The organism is Stenotrophomonas sp. 89682_Sma, assembly GCF_056481405.1.
Map to the genome: position 1 here is coordinate 4,583,390 of NZ_CM151147.1, position 18,503 is coordinate 4,601,892.

General features: G+C 68.4%; 13 protein-coding genes. 5 read left to right on the forward strand and 8 right to left on the reverse strand.

Features of this window, described 5'->3' with window-relative positions; all coding sequences use genetic code 11:
• Window positions 1–5: 5 nt before the first annotated feature.
• Together ACZK29_RS21110 and ACZK29_RS21115 are read right to left on the reverse strand one after the other, a co-directional pair.
• The gene (locus tag ACZK29_RS21110) at window positions 6–911 is read right to left on the reverse strand and encodes an NAD(P)/FAD-dependent oxidoreductase (RefSeq protein ID WP_164146487.1); all 906 of its coding nucleotides are present in this window, start codon (window positions 909–911) and stop codon (window positions 6–8) included.
• Entirely contained in the window at window positions 901–1,356 is a 456-nt protein-coding gene (locus ACZK29_RS21115; protein ID WP_478446469.1) for an Rrf2 family transcriptional regulator, read from the reverse strand. The genes ACZK29_RS21110 and ACZK29_RS21115 overlap by 11 nt, the downstream gene beginning before the upstream one ends.
• Window positions 1,357–1,540: 184 nt before the next feature.
• Here ACZK29_RS21115 and ACZK29_RS21120 point away from each other — a divergent pair, with 184 nt between their 5' ends.
• Window positions 1,541–3,661: a methyl-accepting chemotaxis protein gene (locus ACZK29_RS21120; RefSeq protein WP_478446470.1), complete on the forward strand. Its 2,121-nt coding sequence runs from the start codon at window positions 1,541–1,543 to the stop codon at window positions 3,659–3,661.
• Between the two features lie 111 nt (window positions 3,662–3,772).
• Here ACZK29_RS21120 and ACZK29_RS21125 read toward each other — a convergent pair whose 3' ends face one another.
• A complete protein-coding gene (locus tag ACZK29_RS21125) occupies window positions 3,773–4,675 on the reverse strand; it encodes a LysR substrate-binding domain-containing protein (protein ID WP_478446471.1) in 903 nt (300 codons plus the stop codon).
• 105 nt (window positions 4,676–4,780) lie between these two features.
• On the opposite strand from ACZK29_RS21125, the gene ACZK29_RS21130 reads away from it, so the two are divergent.
• Entirely contained in the window at window positions 4,781–5,995 is a 1,215-nt protein-coding gene (locus ACZK29_RS21130) for an MFS transporter (RefSeq protein WP_478446472.1), read from the forward strand.
• 128 nt (window positions 5,996–6,123) lie between these two features.
• Window positions 6,124–6,933 carry a 2,5-didehydrogluconate reductase DkgB gene (gene dkgB, locus ACZK29_RS21135; RefSeq protein ID WP_111202329.1) on the forward strand — a complete coding sequence of 270 codons (810 nt, stop codon included), beginning with the start codon at window positions 6,124–6,126 and terminating at the stop codon, window positions 6,931–6,933.
• Between the two features lie 115 nt (window positions 6,934–7,048).
• Here dkgB and ACZK29_RS21140 read toward each other — a convergent pair whose 3' ends face one another.
• Entirely contained in the window at window positions 7,049–7,756 is a 708-nt protein-coding gene (locus tag ACZK29_RS21140; protein ID WP_164146509.1) for an alpha/beta fold hydrolase, read from the reverse strand.
• A gap of 141 nt (window positions 7,757–7,897) precedes the next feature.
• On the opposite strand from ACZK29_RS21140, the gene ACZK29_RS21145 reads away from it, so the two are divergent.
• Window positions 7,898–8,278: a YbjQ family protein gene (locus tag ACZK29_RS21145; protein ID WP_049426729.1), complete on the forward strand. Its 381-nt coding sequence runs from the start codon at window positions 7,898–7,900 to the stop codon at window positions 8,276–8,278.
• A gap of 72 nt (window positions 8,279–8,350) precedes the next feature.
• Here ACZK29_RS21145 and ACZK29_RS21150 read toward each other — a convergent pair whose 3' ends face one another.
• Together ACZK29_RS21150 and mgtE are read right to left on the reverse strand one after the other, a co-directional pair.
• Complete coding sequence (locus tag ACZK29_RS21150) at window positions 8,351–11,071, reverse strand: bifunctional acetate--CoA ligase family protein/GNAT family N-acetyltransferase (protein ID WP_164146484.1); 2,721 nt, start codon at window positions 11,069–11,071, stop codon at window positions 8,351–8,353.
• 134 nt (window positions 11,072–11,205) lie between these two features.
• Window positions 11,206–12,576 carry a magnesium transporter gene (gene mgtE, locus ACZK29_RS21155; RefSeq protein WP_099551749.1) on the reverse strand — a complete coding sequence of 457 codons (1,371 nt, stop codon included), beginning with the start codon at window positions 12,574–12,576 and terminating at the stop codon, window positions 11,206–11,208.
• Window positions 12,577–12,921: 345 nt separating this feature from the next.
• Between mgtE and ACZK29_RS21160 the strand changes: the two genes are divergently transcribed.
• Complete coding sequence (locus ACZK29_RS21160; protein WP_111204276.1) at window positions 12,922–14,700, forward strand: monovalent cation:proton antiporter-2 (CPA2) family protein; 1,779 nt, start codon at window positions 12,922–12,924, stop codon at window positions 14,698–14,700.
• Window positions 14,701–14,847: 147 nt separating this feature from the next.
• Here ACZK29_RS21160 and ACZK29_RS21165 read toward each other — a convergent pair whose 3' ends face one another.
• Together ACZK29_RS21165 and ACZK29_RS21170 are read right to left on the reverse strand one after the other, a co-directional pair.
• On the reverse strand, window positions 14,848–18,186 hold the full coding sequence (locus ACZK29_RS21165; RefSeq protein WP_111204277.1) for an ankyrin repeat domain-containing protein: 3,339 nt from the start codon (window positions 18,184–18,186) through the stop codon (window positions 14,848–14,850).
• Window positions 18,179–18,439 carry a YcgL domain-containing protein gene (locus tag ACZK29_RS21170; protein WP_049431711.1) on the reverse strand — a complete coding sequence of 87 codons (261 nt, stop codon included), beginning with the start codon at window positions 18,437–18,439 and terminating at the stop codon, window positions 18,179–18,181. The genes ACZK29_RS21165 and ACZK29_RS21170 overlap by 8 nt, the downstream gene beginning before the upstream one ends.
• Window positions 18,440–18,503 lie beyond the last annotated feature (64 nt).

Below are 18,503 nucleotides of genomic sequence, written 5' to 3' on the forward strand. Positions count from 1 at the left end.
CCCGATCAACGCGGCACGCTGTCCTCGGCCACCAGCGCATGGTGCACGCCAATGCCCGCGCGCACGCCCTCGGCAGCAGCCAACGTGATGTTGCCGACCGTTGTGGCATCGCCTGCGGCATACACGTTCGGCACCGAGGTGAGCTTCATCATGTCGACCTCGATCAGCACGCCCAGCGGGCTCTCGGCCAACGCGCAGCCCAGCTGCTGCACCAGTGGCGTGGCCATTGCCTGCAGTGCCGGCACGAACAGCGCCCGCTGGGCGATGCGGCGTCCATCGGCCAGCTCCACTTCCAGCCAGGTCGGCTGGTCACCCTGCACGCCCACCACCGGTGTGGTCTCGATCTGCACGCCGCGCTGCTGCATGGCGGCCTGCTCCTCATCGGTGATCGGCAGGCCCTGGCTGAAGAAGGTGACATTTCCCCAATCGGCGAACAGTGGCGCCTTGCTGGCGGACATCGGGTGACCACCAAGCAGGCCGATGGCGCCACCACCCACTTCGTAGCCGTGGCAGTAGGGGCAGTGCAGTACAGTGCTGCCCCAACGCTCGGCCAGCCCGGGCAGCTCCGGCAGCTGGTCGGCGATGCCACTGGCCAGCAACAGCTTGCGTGCGGCCAGCACCTGGCCGTCGGCGGTACGCACCTCCACGCCCTCTGCGCTGGCGGTGGCCTGCACCGCCTCTGCGTGCAGCCAGCGCACGCTGGGGTAGTCCAGCAGTTGCTGGCGCGCAGTCTTCAGCAGCTCGGCGCCACTGGTGCCATCCAGCCCCAGCACGCCATGCGAATGGCTGGCGAAGCGGTTGCGCGGCAATCCGGCGTCGATGACCGTGACCGGGCGGCGGGCACGGGCCAGGATCAGGCCGGCGGCGATGCCGGCATAGCTGCCGCCGACGATGAGCACATCAGGATTCATGGTGACCTTCCAGGGAACGGTGATGGGCGAGATGGCGGGCGAAGTCGGCGCCGAGCTGGTCCAGCATGGTCGCCTGCAGCCGCGCTTCGAGCAGGCGCTGCGCCTCGCGTGCACCCTCGAGCAGGGCGCCGTTGACCAGCTGCTGGATCGGGCAGCCGCCGCCGGAATCGCGGGCGCCGACCTGCACCAGCGGGGGTGCGCCCACGGCCAGATAGATGTCATGCAGGGTGATCGTTGCGGCATCGCGTGCCAGCTGGCTGCCACCGCCATGACCGCGTGTGCTGCGCACCAGGCCGGCCTTGTGCAGCTGCGCCAGCAGGCGGCGGATCACCACCGGATGGGTCGGCAGGCACGAGGCCAGCTGCTCGGAGGTGCGCGGGGCGGCCTGGCCGACCAGGTGCGCCATCACATGCAGGGCGTCGGAAAGCGGGTTCGCGGATTTCATGTAACAACAATAGTTACATTTAAATCACCTGTCGAGGGTGCGCATTCGTTCCATCTGGACACATTTGTCCTATGAAATATCTCCTTCACATCACTAAACGAAACGGTAATGTGATCCAAGTCGCACTTCAGAGAGAAGTGGCGCCGGTCGATACCGAATCGCCCCTTCCCGAGAGTCCCTCCCCATGAATGCGTCTGTCCGTGCTCCGCGCCTGCAGTCCAAGCTGCTCGGCGCGGTTTCCGTTGGTCTTGCTGTGGTCCTGCTGTGCGCTCTGGCGGGCCTGGCCTCCGCTTGGTTGAAGTTGTCCACCGAGGTTCCGCCCGAAGTCGCGCACAGCCGCGACGCCGAACGCCTGCAGCGCGAGTTCCGCGGCCAGGTGCAGGAATGGAAGAACGTGCTGCTGCGCGGCCATGACGACGCACTGCGCCAGCGCCATCTGGACGCCTTCGACAGCGAGGGTCGCCTGGTCGAGCAGCTGGCCAAGGGCCTCACAGCCAGCCCGGACGCGCGCACGCGTGAACTGGCACAGGCCTTCATCGGCCTGCACACGCAGCTGCAGAAGGACTATCACGCCGCCCTGCAGGCATTTGCGGAGGCCGGCTACGATCCCGCTGCCGGCGACAACCTCGTGCGCGGCAAGGATCGCCCGGTGGCGAATGCGCTGGACGCGCTGAGCACGCACGCCACGCAGGTGGCCGAAGCCGCAGTGGCGGCGCGCTCGCAGCAGGCGCGGCAGACCCTGCTGCTGTGCGCGGCGCTGACCGTGCTGGCCGCGGTGCTGCTGTTGATGGGACTGGCCTGGTGGCTGCGACGCGCGGTGGTGCAGCCGGTGCTGGCGGTGGAAGCCGCCGCCCGCGCGGTGGCCGCCGGCGACCTGCAGCACGTGGTGCAGGTGCGCAGCCGCGACGAGATTGGACGCCTCGCGCAAGCCATGCAGGCGGTGCAGTCCACGCTGCGCGGCGTGCTGGATGCGCAGACTGCGATGGCACAGGCACACGAGGCCGGCACCATCAGCCACCGCATGGACGCCAGCGCGTTCCCCGGCGCCTTCGGCACCATGGTGGCCGACTGCAACACGCTGGTCGACGCACATATCCAGGTGAAGATGCGCGCGATCTCGATCATGGGCCGCTATGCCGTCGGCGACCTCAGCCAGGACATGGAGCGCCTGCCCGGCGAGAAGGCCGTGATCACCAACGCATTGGATACGGCCAAGGCCAATCTCGGTGTGATCAACGGCGAGATCCGCCGCCTGGCCGAAGCCGCTGCCGCCGGTGACTTCAGCCAACGCGGCGACAGCGCACGCTTCGAGCATGATTTCCGCGCGATGGTCGACGGTCTGAACCGCCTGATGCAGACCACCGAGCTGAACCTGGGCGAGGTTTCCAGCATGCTGCGCGCGATTGCCGACGGCCGCCTCGGCGCGCGCATGCACGGTGATTTCCAGGGCGTGTTCGCACGCATTGCAGGCGACGCCAACACCACGGCTGCACAGCTGGCGACCATCGTCACCGACATCAAGCACGCCTCCGGCAACATCCATACCGCTGCCGCAGAGATCGCCGCCGGCAACAACGATCTGTCGCGCCGTACCGAGCAGCAGGCGGCCAATCTGGAAGAGACCGCTGCCTCGATGGAGGAACTGACCTCCACCGTGCGCCAGAACGCCGAGCACGCGCGCCAGGCCAACCAGCTGGCTATCGGCGCGCACACGGTCGCCTCGCAGGGTGGCAGCGTGGTCGGCCAGGTGGTGGCAACAATGGGCGCGATCGAGACCTCGTCGCGGCAGATCGCCGAGATCATCAGCGTGATCGATGGCATCGCGTTCCAGACCAACATCCTGGCGCTGAACGCGGCGGTTGAAGCGGCACGCGCCGGTGAGCAGGGTCGCGGCTTCGCCGTGGTGGCCAGCGAAGTGCGCACGCTGGCACAACGCTCGGCCGCTGCCGCCAAGGAGATCAAGGCACTGATCGAAGCCTCGGTGGAACAGGTCGGCCACGGCGCGCAGCGCGTGCGCGAGGCCGGCGACACCATGGCCGAGATCGTGGCGTCGGTGCAGCGCGTGACCGACATCATGGCCGAGATCTCCGCGGCCTCGCAGGAGCAGAGCGCGGGCATCGAACAGGTCAGCCAGACGGTGATCCAGATGGATGGCACCACCCAGCAGAATGCGGCGCTGGTGGAAGAAGCCAGTGCCGCCGCACGCAGCCTGGAACAGCAGGCGAACCGATTGATCGATGCAGTGGATGTGTTCGACCTGTCGACCACCGCCGCAGCGAAGGACGCGCTGGCGCGCGCGGCCTGATTGATCCGGTTGCCGGCCAGCGGCCGGCACTACCGTGGAACGCGGTCACGGGTAGTGCCGGCCGCTGGCCGGCTCAGTGCGGACCAACGGTCCGCACCCACCCGAATCCGATCAGCGCAGGTAATCGCTCCGCGCCATCGCTTCACCCAGGTAATCCAGGAACGAGCTGATCCGCGCCGATACTGCGGTGTTGCGGTAATACACCGCATGGATCGGCTGGTACACGTCCAGCGTCTGTGCCGCCAGCACCGGAACCAGGGTGCCGGCGGCGCGGTCGCGATCGGTCACGAAGTCGGACAGGCAGGTGAGGCCCACCCCTTCCACCGCCAGCCGGCGCAACGTTTCCCCGCTGGACACCGCGATGTCCGGGCGCACCCGCAGCAGGCCATCGGCATCGCCCGGCAGCGGCCAGTGATTCAGCGATTCCGGCTCGTTGAAACTGAGCAGGGTGTGCTGGCCCAGCGCCGCCACGCTGGCCGGTTCGCCATGTGCGGCCAGGTAGGCCGGGCTGGCCACCAGACGCAGCTGGCAGCGGCCCAGTGGTCGTGCATGCAGGGTGGAATCGGCCAGTGGACCAATCCGGATCGCCAGGTCGGTGCGCCGTTCCAGCAGGTCGATGTAGCGCTCGGAGCTGTTCAGCTCCAGCTGTACTTCCGGATAGCGCGCACGATAGCCGGCGACCAGCGGCGCGATCACATGCAGCACGAACGGCATCGCCGCATCCACGCGCAGGCGTCCAGCCGGGCGTTCGCGGCGCGCCGCCATCTGCTCCTCGGCTGATTCCACTGCGTCGATGATCGCCCGGGCATGGCGCAGGTAAGCCTCACCCTCGGCGGTCAGGTGCAGGCGGCGCGTGGTGCGGGTCAGCAGAGTGGTGCCCAGCTTGTCCTCCAGCCGCCCCAGCGCACGGCTGACGCCGGAGGGCGTCTGCCCCAGCTGCTCGGCTGCGGCGCTGATCGAACCGCTGTCGATCACCGCCAGGAACGCCTGCATTTCATCGAGGGTCGTTTTCATGGCGCCATTATTGACCAAGCGGCAAGAGTGATTGGCGTGAAGACGGGTTTTTAGGCAAAGGTTCGCCGCGCACACTGCGCGCCTTCCTTCCCTCTGGAGCCTGCCATGATCCGTGGCATTCCCCTCGCCCTGCTGGCCCTGACCCTCGGTTCCTTCGCCATCGGCACCACCGAGTTCGTCATTGTCGGCCTGATTCCAACCATCGCCGCCGACCTGCAGGTCAGCCTGCCCTCGGCCGGCCTGCTGGTGTCGCTGTACGCGCTGGGCGTGGCCATCGGGGCGCCGGTGCTGACCGCGCTGACCGGCCGCGTGCCGCGCAAGACCCTGCTGGTGGCGCTGATGGTGCTGTTCACCCTCGGCAACATCATCGCGTTCATGGCACCGGGCTACACCTCGCTGATCGCTGCACGCATCCTTACCGGCCTCGCCCATGGCGTGTTCTTCTCGATCGGTTCAATCATCGCCACCGCGGTGGTACCGAAGGAGAAGGCGGCCAGTGCCATCGCCATCATGTTCACCGGCCTGACCGTGGCGCTGGTGACCGGCGTGCCGCTGGGAACCTTCATCGGCCAGCACCTGGGCTGGCGCGCGACCTTCCTGGCCGTGGCCGGGCTCGGCGTGATCGCACTGCTGGGCGCGCTGCTGTTCGTGCCGCGCAGCGTGCCGCAGAGCGCGCCGTCCAGCTTCCGCCAGCAGATGGCCGTGCTGGCCCAGCCGCGCCTGCTGCTGGTCTATGCGATGACCACGCTGGGGTATGGCGGCACCTTCCTGGCGTTCACCTATCTGGCGCCGATCCTGCAGGACGTCACCGGTTTCTCGGCCAACGCGGTCAGCCTGGTGCTGCTGGTGTACGGCGTGTCGGTGGCCATCGGCAACCTGTGGGGCGGCCGCATGGCCGACCGCATGGGCCCGGTGTCCGCGCTGAAGCGCATCTTCGCCCTGCTGGCGGTCGTACTGTTCGTGCTCACCTTCACCGCCTACAACGTCTGGCTGATGCTGCTGACGGTGCTGGCGCTGGGCGCGGTGGCATTCGGCAACGTGCCGGGCCTGCAGGTCTACGTGGTGAAGCAGGCGCAGCGCTACGCACCGCAGGCCAGCGACGTGGCCTCGGGCCTCAACATCGCCGCGTTCAACATCGGCATCGCCCTGGGCGCCTCGCTGGGTGGCCTGGTGGTGGAGCACATCGGCCTGATGCACACGCCGTGGCTGGGCGCGCTGGTGGTGTTGGGCGCCTATGCGCTGACCGTGCTCAGCGGCCGCCTGGACCGCCGCGATGGCATCGATGATCGTGCCGACGGCATCGCCGTGGCCGCGCACTGAGACAGTCCATGCCGTACCGGCGCCCTGCCGGTACGGTGGTGCAATGCACCGTTGCCGGCATGCATGCAGCCACTGGCCTACCCTTTGCCGGATATTCCCGCACCCCTCCCCCTTTGCTGGAGCTCCCCATGACTGTCCCCGCCTTCGGTCTCGGCACCTTCCGCCTGAAAGACCAGACCGTGGTCGACTCGGTGCGCAACGCGCTGGATGTCGGCTACCGTGCCGTTGATACCGCGCAGATCTATGGCAATGAAGCCGAGGTCGGCCAGGCGATCGCCGATTCGGGCGTGCCGCGTGATGATCTGTACCTCACCACCAAGGTGTGGATCACCGAGTTCAAGCGCGATGCGCTGCTGGCCAGCCTGCATGGCAGCCTGGAAAAGCTGCGTACTGATCATGTGGACCTGGCGCTGATCCACTGGCCGTCGCCGAACGACAAGGTCGACGTGCCGATGGACGAGTACCTGCCGGCGCTGGCCGAGGCCAAAGCGCAGGGGCTGACCAAGGCGATCGGCATCTCCAACTTCACCATCGCCCAGACCCGCAAGGCCATCGAGATCCTCGGCGCCGATGCAATCGCCACCAACCAGATCGAGATCCACCCGTACCTGCAGAACCGCCTGCTGGTGAAGTTCCTTCAGGACAACGGCATCCACATCACCGCCTACATGAGCCTGGCCTATGGTGAAGTGATCAAGGACCCGGTGATCCAGGCCATTGCCGGCCGCCACCAGGCCACACCCGCGCAGATCGCGCTGGCCTGGGCACTGCAGCAGGGCTTCTCGGTCATTCCGTCCTCGACCAAGCGCGAGAACCTGGCCAGCAACCTGGAAGCGGCCGCGATCCGCCTGACCGACGAAGACATGGCACAGATCGCCAAGCTGGATCGTGGGCACCGCCTGGCCAATCCGGAAGGCATTGCGCCGGCCTGGGATTGATCCCGACCGCGGTTACGGAACCGAATCGGTGGGTGCCGACCTTGGTCGGCACTGATCTCTGATCGATCGCTGAAACACCGTGCCGACCAAGGTCGGCACCTATCAGAAGCGGGGTTCACTCCCTGCTCTGCAACAACCACCCACGCATCGCCGCACTGACCTCGTCCGGCTTTTCCATCGGGGCCAGGTGCCCGCAATCGGGCACCACCACCAGCTGCGAGTGCGCCACCAGGGCGTGCATTTCCTCGCTCACTGCCAGCGGCGTGATGCGATCGTTGGCCCCGCAGATGATCAACAGCGGATCGCGGTAACCGGCCAGCACATCACGGCCATCGCGGCGTTCCAGCGCGCTCTGGCGCAGGAACACTTCCGCGCCCAGGCGAGCGGTCATGTCGCGCACGCGCTGCACCAGCACGTAATCGTCCAGCCGCGAGGCATCGATGTAGCTGCGCATCAGCGTATCGCCGAACCCGTGGAACCTGCCCGGCAGGCGCACGCTGGCGCGCTGACTGCGGCGCTGCTCGGCGCGCTCCGGTGAGTCGGCGTGGATCGAGGTGTCAACCAGCGCCAGCTGCAGTACGCGCTCCGGGGCGATGCGCAGGATCTGCTGGGCGACGAAGCCACCCAACGAGAACCCGGCCAGGGCGAAGCGCTCCGGCGCCTGCGCCAGCACATCCTCGGCCACGGCCTGCAGGGTCTCGCCACGGGTCTGGTCGCCTACGGTGCAATCGGCAATGTCGGCCAGATCGGCCAACTGCGCGCGCCACAGCTCGGCGTCGTTGAGCAGGCCGGGCAGCAGCAACAGGGGAATACGGTCGGTCATGCGGGTATTGTCGCGCTGGTGCGGTGACGGAACCATGCCGCAACGGGCGATTGCGCTGTAGAGTCGAGCCATGCTCGACTGCTCCACAGCCCGTCGAGCATGGCTCGACTCTACAGAAGACCCTACGACACGGACGCGGCCATGGCAGACCCCTACAACAGCGGCAACCCGACGACCTCGCTGGCACGCTTCGACGATTCACTGGTCACCACGGCCTTCGAGCTTCCCGGCCACCGGGTCGTGCGCAACCTGGGCGTGGTGCGCGGCATCACCGTGCGCTCGCGCTCGATCGTCGGCAATTTCCTGGGCGGCATCCAGACCCTGTTCGGTGGCAACATCACCATCTACACCGAGCTGTGCGAACAGGCCCGCGAGGAAACCTACCGCGACATGGTCAAGCACGCGCGGCAGCTGGGCGCCAACGCGATCATCGGCATGCGCTATGACGCTACCGATGTGATGACCGGGCTGACCGAGGTGCTGTGCTACGGCACGGCAGTGGTGGTGGAGCCGGTGCGCTGACGTTGTAGAGCCGAGCCCATGCCCGGCTCAGGCGCGCCCGTGCGATGCAAGGCAGCCGAGCGTGGGCTGGCTCTACAGAGGGGTCTCAGGCACTTCGACCTGCTGCACTGGCAGGGTCACCATCATCACCGTCGGGTCGTCCGGGTCCAGCCTGGTCTTGAAGCCCAGGCTCTGGCACATCGCCAGCATGGTGCTGTTCTCGCGCAGCACCTGGCCCTCGACCACATCCAGGCCCAGCCACTTGGCGTACTCGATCATGATCGCCATCAGCCGCCAGCCGATGCCGTGGCCCTTCAGGTCCGAGCGGATCAGGATGCCGTACTCGCCGCGGTGGTAATCGGCATCGGCGTGCAGGCGTACCGCGCCGAGCATTTCACCACTGCGCGGCTCGATCGCCACCAGTGCGATCGAGCGTGCGTAATCGAGCTGGGTCAGGCGCGCGATGAATTCGTGGCTGAAGTGCTTTACCGACTGGAAGAAGCGCAGGCGCAGGTCCTCGTCACTGACCCGGGCGAAGAACGCACGGAACAGTGCATCGTCTTCCGGCCGCACCGGCCGCACGAAGGCGCGACCGCCATCGGACAGTTCAATGGTGCGCTCCCACTCCTTCGGATATGGGAACACCGAGAAGCGAGGATGGCCACGCCCCTTGTGCAGGATGCGCGACGGCGCCACCGCCACGCGTGCGTCGAGGGCAAGTATGCCCTTGCTGTCGACCAGCAGCGGGTTGATGTCCAGCGTGCGCACTTCGGGAATATCGGCGGCCAGCTGTGCCAGCTTCACCAGTGCCAGGGCCAGCGCGCGCTCATCGGCAGCCGGTACATCGCCATACGCCTTGAGGATGCGCGAGGCGCGGGTCTGGCCGATCAGCTCATGGGCCAGGCGCAGGTCCAGCGGCGGCAACGCCAGCGCCTTGTCGTTGATTACTTCTACTGCAGTTCCGCCGCGACCGACCACGATCACCGGACCGAAGGTCGCGTCATCGGCAATGCCGACGATCAGTTCGCGCGCCTTCGGGCGGACGATGGTCGGCTGCACCAGCAGGCCGTCGATGCGCGCGTCCGGTCGCAGCTGTCGCGCACGCGAGAGGATCGCGTTGGCTGCGCTCTGCACTGCCGGCAGCGTCGCAAGGTTCAGGCGCACGCCATCGACTTCCGACTTGTGCGGAATGTCCGGTGACAGGATCTTCAGCGCCACGCTGGCACCACGCTCCAGCAGCGGCTGTGCCAGGTCCATCGCCTCGTGCGCGTCGCGCGCGTGCATCACCGGCGCCGACGGAATGCCGTAGGCCTTGAGCAGTTCGTGGGTGGCCAGCGGGTCCAGCCATTGCTGGCCGTTGGCCAGCGCCGCATCGACCAGTGCGCGTGCGGCCGCCGCGTCGACACTGAAGTCCTGCGGCAGGCTGGGTGGCGTTTCCATCAGCGCGTTCTGCGCCTCGCGGTAGCGCACCAGATGCTGGAAGCCGCGCACCGCTTCGGCCTCGGTCGGATAGGTCGGCACCCGTGCCGCGTTGAGCGTGGCGGTGGCCTGATCATCGTTGCCCAGCCACACCGCGAACACCGGCTTGTCGCGATGATGGCGCGGACGCAGGCCGAGCGTGCGGGTCAACGCCTGCGCGGCGTCTGCGGATGAGGTGAATGCGGTCGGCACGTTGACGACCATCACCGCGTCGTTTTCGTTGTCGGCCAGCAGCGCTTCGATGGCGGCGGCATAGCGGTCACCATCGGCGTCGACCACGATGTCGACCGGGTTGCTGCGCGACCAGCCCTGCGGCAGCACCGCATCGAGCTTCTCGACCGTGCTGTCGGACAGGTTGGCCAGCGTGCCACGCAATGCGATCAGCTGGTCCACGGCGAGGCGACCGACGCCGCCGCCGTTGCTGAGAATCGCCAGGCGACGGCCCGGGAAGGTGCCCAACCGCCCCAGCGATTCGGCAGCGGTGAACAGTTCATCCAGCGCGCCCACGCGCAGCAGGCCGGCGCGGTTGAATGCGGCGCCATACACATCGTCGGCGCGCGCCAGTGCCTGCACGTGGGTATCACGGCTGCCCGGCTGCACGCGCTCGGCGCGGCCGGACTTCACCACCACCACCGGCTTGGCGCGCGCGGCGGCACGCGCGGCCGACATGAACTTGCGCGCGTCCTTGATCTGCTCGACATACAGCAGGATGGCCCGGGTGCGGTAGTCGGTGGCGAAGTAGTCGAGCAGGTCGCCGAAGTCGACGTCCAGGGTGTCACCCAGCGAGACCACGGCGGAGAAGCCGACCGAACGCGCCACGCCCCACTCCACCAGCGCCGCGGCAATGGCGGAGGATTCGGAAATCAACGCAAGGTCGCCGGCCTGGGGGAAATGCGCGGCGATGCTGGCATTGAGCCGCGCGTGCGGCGCGATCACGCCCAGGCAATGCGGGCCTAGGATGCGCAGGCCATGCTTGCGTGCCACCGCCTCCACCTGTGCCGACAGCGAGCCCGGGCCTTCACCCAGGTGCGCGGTAAGGATGATCGCGGCCTGCACGCCGCGTTCGGCGGCGGTACGCACCACCTGCGGCACGATTGCCGCGGGGGCGGTGATCACCACCAGGTCCGGTACCCAGTCCAGGTCCTTCAGCCGCTTCACCGTGCGGATGCCATCGATCTCGGCATGCCGAGGGTTGATCCACGCCACCTTGCCGGGGAAACCCGTGCCACGCAGGTTGCGCATCACTGCGCGGCCAGCCGAACGCTCACGCGGGCTGCCGCCGATCACCGCGACCGACTGCGGACGGAACACGGACTGCAGGTGGTAGGTACTCATATGCGTACGGTAACCAAAAAGGGGACGGAGGGGATTAAGTCGTTCGTGGCACAAACGACTTAATCCCCTCCGTCCCCTTTTATTGCTTGCGTGCCGACCAAGGTCGGCACCCACCAGGGCACGGGGGCTTCGGTTTACAACAACGTGCCGTGCAGGATCATCGCGGCGATGCTGAAATAGATCACCAGGCCGGTCACGTCCACCAGGGTGGCGACGAAGGGGGCCGAGGCACTGGCCGGGTCGAAGCCGAGGCGCTTGAGGATGAACGGCAGCATCGAGCCGGACAGCGAGCCGAAGGTGACGATGCCGACCAGTGCCGCGCCAATGGTGATCGCCAGCAGGATCCAGTGCTCGCCGTAGTCATGCAGGCCGCCCAGCTGCCAGATCACGATGCGCACGATCGCCAGGCAGCCGAGGATGGCACCCAGCACCATGCCGGTCGGAATCTCGCGGATGGCCACCTTCCACCAGTCGCGCAGGCGCAGTTCGCGCAGCGCCAGGCTGCGGATCAGCAGCGAGGTGGCCTGTGAACCGGAGTTGCCGCCGGAACTCATGATCAGCGGAATGAACAGAGTCAGCACCACCGCGCGTGCCAGTTCGTCCTCGTAGTGCTGCATCGCGCTGGCGGTCAGCATCTCACCCAGGAACAGCACGCTCAGCCAGCCGGCGCGCTTGCGCAGCATCTCGAAGAAACCGATCTGCATGTACGGCTTGTCCAGCGCTTCCATGCCGCCGAACTTGTGCGCGTCCTCGGTGGATTCCTCGATCAGCGCATCGAGCACGTCATCGACGGTGACGATGCCGAGCATCTGCTGCTGCGCATCGACCACCGGGATCGCCAGCAGGTCGTGGCGGCGGATCAGCCGCGCCACTTCTTCCTGGTCCATCAGCGCGTCCACCGTCACCGGCGGATTGACCTGGGCCACGTCCAGGATCGATTCCTCGGGCAGGCCGGTGATCAACCGGCGCATGGTCACCACCTGCTGCAGCTGCTGGCTGGCCGGGTCCAGCACGTAGATCGCGTACACCGTCTCGCGGGTGCGCTCGACCTGGCGGATGTGCTGCAGGGTCTGCGCCACGGTCCAGCTGGCCGGCACCGCCACGTACTCGGTGGTCATCAGCGCACCGGCGGTGTTCGGCGGGTAACTGAGCAGCTTCTGGATGGCCTGGCGGGCATCGGTACCGAGCAGCGGGATCAGCCGTGCGCGTTCTTCTTCGTCCAGCTCGTGGACGATGTCGGTGGCCCGGTCATCGGCCATCAGCCCAAGCAGGGCGGCGGCGCGGGCCGGCGGCAGCGCGGCTACCAGTTCGCCGCTGCGGTGCAGTTCCGGTGCCTCCAGCATCTTCACCGCACGCGGCAACGGCAGCGCGGCCAGCGTTTCCGCAGCGCGCACGAGTTCCAGCGTGTTGAGGAATTCCACCGCATCGGCGGTGTTGTAGTTCGCCAGCGGTGCGGCCAGGGCGGCGGCATCGGCCACCGGGCGCAGCAATTGCTTCTGGTTCATCGGGTTTGCCTTGTGGGGGTGCGACCTCGCGCAACGCCAACGCAGGCAAACCGTCCCGATGTCAGGCGGTGGCCATCGCTGGCGTCGAACGAGGTCGACTTCTACTGTCGCTGGACATGGGTTGGGGACTCCGGGATGCGTGTGCTGGCGGACGCGCCGCCAGCGGCGGGCAGTCTGGACCCGTGGGCCATGCAGGTCAACCTGGCCCCGCCGCGGCAGCACCCTGCCCCGCAGGTTGTTCTCGTGCGTACACAGACCGGCGCGCATAATGGCGCGGTGGCGTTCGCCACGCTTTCTCCACCCGAACGGACGCACAGCGGGCTCCCCCGATGACCAGGTATTCCCATGCATAGCGGTGGTCTGGAACTGGCCCTGGTGCTGCTGCTGGCGGCGGTCATCGCCGTGCCGGTGTTCAAGAAGTTCGGTTTCGGCGCCGTACTGGGCTATCTGGCGGCGGGCGTGGTGCTCGGCCCGGACGGGCTGGGCTTCGTGCAGGACGCCGACCGCATCCTCGGCGCCGCCGAGATCGGCGTGGTGATGCTGCTGTTCGTGATCGGACTGGAGCTGTCGCCGGCGCGCCTGAAGGTAATGCGGCGCTCGGTGTTCGGTGCCGGTGCGGCGCAGGTGGCGCTGTCCGGGCTGGTGCTGGGCGGCCTGCTGCTGCTCGACCACTTCCAGTGGAAGAGCGCGCTGGTGGTGGGCGTGGCGCTGGCGCTGTCATCCACGGCGGTGGGCCTGCAGCTGCTGTCCGAGCACAAGGCGATCAACAGTGACCACGGCCGGTTGGGCTTTGCCATCCTGCTGTTCCAGGACCTGATCGCGATCCCGCTGCTGGCGGCCATTCCGCTGCTGGGCGGGGTCAAGAATGAAACCCTGCGCTGGGAAGATGCGGCCGTGGCGCTGGGTGCGCTCGCGGTGGTGATCCTGTGCGGGCGGCCGGTGCTGCGCCGGGTGTTCAGCACCATAGCCCGGACCCGCAGCCCGGAAGTGTTCACCGCCACCGCGTTGCTGGTGGTGCTGGGCACCGCTTGGTTCATGCAGGAAGCCGGCCTCAGCCCCAGCCTCGGCGCCTTCCTGGCCGGCGTGCTGCTGTCCGACTCGGAGTTCCGGCACGAACTGGAATCGCAGATCGAACCATTCAAGGGCCTGCTGCTCGGCCTGTTCTTCATCGCGGTGGGCATGGGCATCGACCTGGACCGCATCGCCGCCGAGCCGTGGCTGATCGCCGCGGGTGTCGGCATCCTGCTGGTGGTCAAGTTCAGCCTGCTGTACGCGGTTGGCCGTGTCGCCCGGCTCAGTTCGCGGCAGTCGCTGCTGCTGGGCAGCGTGCTGTGGCTGGGCGGCGAGTTCGCGTTCGTGGTGTTCAACGAAGCCCAGCGCGCGCATCTGCTGGGCAATGCCAACCACGACCGGCTGGTGGCGATCGTCGGCCTGTCAATGGCGATCACGCCGCTGTTGATGATCGCGCTGCTGAAACTGCTCGGCCAGGAGAAAGCCGCGCCGCGAGACCCGGCTGACGCCGACAAGGTGGCGCCGGACAACCGGCCGAAGGTACTGATCGCCGGCATGGGCCGTTTCGGCCAGGTGATCGCGCGCCTGCTGACCGCGCAGAAGGTACCGTTCGTGGCGCTGGAGGCGAACCCGGACACCGTGGCCGACCTGCGCCGATTCGGCAACCAGCTGTATTACGGCGACCCGACCCGGCCGGAGATGCTGCGCGCGGCCGGCGGCGAACACATCGATGTGTTCGTGATCACCGTGGATGACCCGGAAACCAATCTGCGCGCGGTGCGCATGGTGCGACGGCTGTATCCGGACGCGACGGTGCTGGCGCGTGCGCGCAACCGCCAGCATGCGTGGCGGTTGATGGACATGTCGGCCGAACCGTTCCGCGAGGTGTTTGGCACCAGCCTGGAGATGAGCGGCCGCGTGCTGACCGCGCTCGGCATTGCACCGGACGTGGCCGAGCGCCACGTGCAGCGTTTCCGCGAGCACGACGAACAGCTGCTGCGCGACCAGTACCTGGTCTATGACGACGAGGCCGCCGTGATCCAGACTTCGCGCGATGCACGTAACGACCTGATGCACCTGTTCGAGGCCGACGCGGAAAGCGACGACAAGTAGGCGTGCCGACCAACGGTCGGCACCCAGCCGATCGAGGGTGGACCCGGTAGTGCCGGCCGCTGGCCGGCAATTTCGGGATCCCGGTGGTTTCATCAGGTTGCCGGCCAGCGGGCCGGCACTACCCACTGCGGATTCCGACCCCGACCCTCAGCCGTTGTCGCGCAGGAACCGCGCCATCGACGAAACACCCGGCACGCGCGGTTCGAACTCGCCGGCCACGTCGATGAAGCCGCGCATCACCGCAATCTCGCGCGGGCTGCGGTTGAGGCTGTCCCGCGCCTCCGGATCGGCACCGGCACGCAGCAGGCGCTGCACCAGCAGTGGCAGGCCGTGCAGGGCCGCAAGGTGCAGCGGTCCGAAGCCGCGCGGATCGCGCACCTCAAGGCTCACGTCTTCGTCCAGCAGGCGTTCCACCGCGGCCATCACCACCTGTTCGTCGCAGGCGGTGCCGGGCTCGGCGCGGGCGCCCAGCAGCAGCAGCAGCGGCGTGACCGAACCGGCCGCGGCCTGGTCCGGTTCGGCACCGGCCAGCAGCAGGGTGTCGAGCAGGGCGAGCAGGCGCGAACGGTCGCGGGCACTGAAGCCGTACAGCGCGGCACAGTGCAGCGGGCCCAGCTGCTGCGCGTCACCGGCGTGCACGTCGGCACCGGCGGTGAGCAGGCGCGCAACGATGTCCGGCAGGCCCAGCGCCGAGGCCAGCATCAGCACGGTCACCCCACCCGGCAGGCGGTGTTCCAGCTTCGCGCCGGCGTCGAGCAGGGCCGAGACGATATCCACCTGGCGCATGCTGACCGCCGCCGACAGCGGCGTGGCACCACTGGCCGCCGCGTGCTGCGGATCAGCGCCACGCGCCAGCAGCAGGTCGGTCACCGCCAGATGGCCACCACCGGCGGCGCGCAGCAGCGCGGTGCAGCCCTGCGCATCGACCGCATCAACGGCGAAGCCCAGATCGATCAGGCGGCGCACTGCATCCACGTCACCAGCCATCGCGGCGGCCGGCAGATCGGCCTCGCGCAGGGTGCGGCGCGGCAACGGCCACACCCGCCAGTCCAACCAGTCGGCCAGATCGCGGCGGCCGATCGACAGCGCCACGCCCAGCGGCGTCTGGCCATCGGCGGCGCGGGCTTCCGGCGAGGCACCGTGCTGCACCAGCAGCTTCAGCGCACCTTCGCGGGCCAGCGCGGTGGCCAGATGCAATGCGGTCATGCCGTGGCTGTCGCGGGCTTCGCGATCGACGCCCGCCTTCAGCAGGGCCTGCTGCAGGCGCAGCCAGCCCAGGCGCACCGCCAGCGAAAGCGGCGGATCACCCGCCGGCGAAGCTGCGAACGGATCGGCGCCACGCTCCAGCAGTTCCAGCGCCAGCTGTTCCAGGCCGCGCGCCGCCTGGTCGTGCTGGGCGCAGGCGGCCAGGAAGCGCGCCAGGCCGCCACGGCCGGCCGGCGACAGGCCACGCTGCAACATCACCTGCAGCGCCGGCACCGCGTCGATGCCGCGCGACAGCAGGGCGAACATCGGCGTATCGGAACAGGCGTCTCGCACGTAGGGATCGGCGCCGTGGGCCAGCAGCCAATCGACCGCGCGCGGCTCCAGCGCCAGTTCCGGATCGAGCAGCAGGCCACCCAGTTCTTCCGGCTGGCACAGCTTGGCCAGCGCGGCCATGCCTTCGGTGTTGCCGAAGCCCAGCGCTTCGCGCAGCAGGGTCAGCGGCGGCCGGTCCGGCAGCAGGCCACTGGCACTGGCGGCTTCGCCACGCTCGGCCAGGCCGTCACTGACCGCGGCCGGCAACGGATAGGAGGGATCCAGCAGCGCGACGATCGCCCAGCGGCCGGCTTCGGCAGCGTAGTCCACCGCGCGGCGACCGACCGGATCGGTCGCGTCGGCGGCGATGCCCAGCTCCACCAGGCGCTTGACCAGCAACGGCGAGACATCCTCCGCCATCACCGCCAGCTGCACCGCGTTGCGGCCTTCGCCGTCCACGGCAACCAGGTCCGGCTTGTGCGGCAGCAGGTGTTCGACCACCGCGGCGCGCCCGGCACGGGCGGCTTCCAGCCAGGGCGTGCGCCCCAGTGCATCGCGCGCTTCCAGGTTGGCACCGGCGGCCAGCAGCACGCCGATGATTTCAACGTGGCCGGCCAGCGCCGCCTCGTGCAGCGCGCTGCGGCGCTGGCGATCACGCGCGTCGGCACGTGCCTTGTGCTTGAGCAGCAGCTGCACGCCAGCCGGATCGTCGTCTTCGGTGGCAGCGGCGGCCAGCAGCACCGGGGTGCCCTCTGCCGGTTCGCTGCGTGCACCGCGTTCGAGCAGGAAGCGGGCCAGGCGCCAGTTGCCGACCTGGCAGGCCACCGCCAGCGGCGACCAGCCATCGCGGTTCAGCGCGTCGACTTCGGCGGCGGCATCGCGCAGCAGCGCGGCCACACCCGGGTCGGAACTGCGCGCGGCATGGTGCAGCGGCGTATTGCCATCGCTGTCGGTAGCACGGGAGTCGGCACCGTTGGCGAGCAGGGTCATCACCGCTTCCGGGCGGCCATGCCAGCTGTCACGGGTGGCGGCCAGCAACGGCGTCATGCCGCGGTGCGGCGCGTTCACATCAACGCCGCGGGCGATCAGTTCGCGCAGCAGGCGCAGGTCCGGCAGCACGGCGGCCAGCACTGCCAGGCTGCGCTGGTCGCGCCAGTTCGGGTCGGGCAGCGCATACGGATCGGCACCGGCCTGCAGCAGCTGCAGGCCGCGGTCGATGCGGCCATGACGGGCGGCTTCATACAGTGCCGGGGTCAGTTCCTGCGGTGCCATCGCCTCCAGCGGCGCGGTCTCGGCCGCGACGGCGAACATCGGTTCGTGTTCGTGGCTGGACGTCGCCAATGGGCTGGAACGCAACGCCACCAGCGGTGCCGGCTTGACCCGCTGCAGCAGCAGATGCAGCAGCGGTGACAGCAGCACCACCGCCAGCGTGGCGGGCCAGCGTGCGCTTTCCGGCAGCAGGTCCGGCCAGGCGGGCAGCACCACCAGCGCGGCCAGCGCGATCACCAGTGCGGCCACGCCGAGACCGCGCCAGGCGGTCAGGTCGCGACCGGCCAGCGCCTGCCAATGGTGGGCCAGGCTGCCATCAAGCCGTTCAACATCGTTCCACAACGGCCAGGTGCGCCAGGCCGCGAGCAGGCCGGCACTGACCAGCACGCTCAGGCCCAGCACCGCCGCAAGGCTGCCGCTGTCACGCAGTGCGGCCAGCGGCCAGGCCAGCAGCAGCGCCAGCAACACCGGTGCCGCCGACCACAATGCCAGCAAGGCCGGCAGGTCCTGGCGCGCAACCACCTTCAGCGGCAGCAGCGCGCGGCTGCGCCGCCACCACGACACACCCAGCGCGAACGCCGGTTGTGCCAGTGCGCCAAGGACGGCACCGGCAACGCCGCCCACGGCAGCGCCCAGCGCCAGCAGGGCGCCGACAGCGAAGGCGATCGACAGGGCGCGCGGACGGGAGGCGTCAGTCATAGTGGCGCGGCATCAGGCTGGCCACCGACGGCGGCACCTGCAGGTAGAACCCGCGCTCGCTCATTTCGCTGCGAACCTTGTCCGGGTCGGCCTGGGCCAGGCGGCGCTGGGCATCCAGAGCCACGTCCAGGACGAAAGTGAGCGCACCCAGCGAGGTGAGCAGCGGCGCAGGCAGCGCGCTGAAATCATCGCGTCGGGGAACGTAGACGTAGGTATCAGGCTTGAGTTGGCTTTTATAGACGTAGGCGTGCATGTCCGCGGGACGATAACCCGGGAAGAGCCATGATTGTGTCGGAAAGCCGACACCGGGGAAAGCC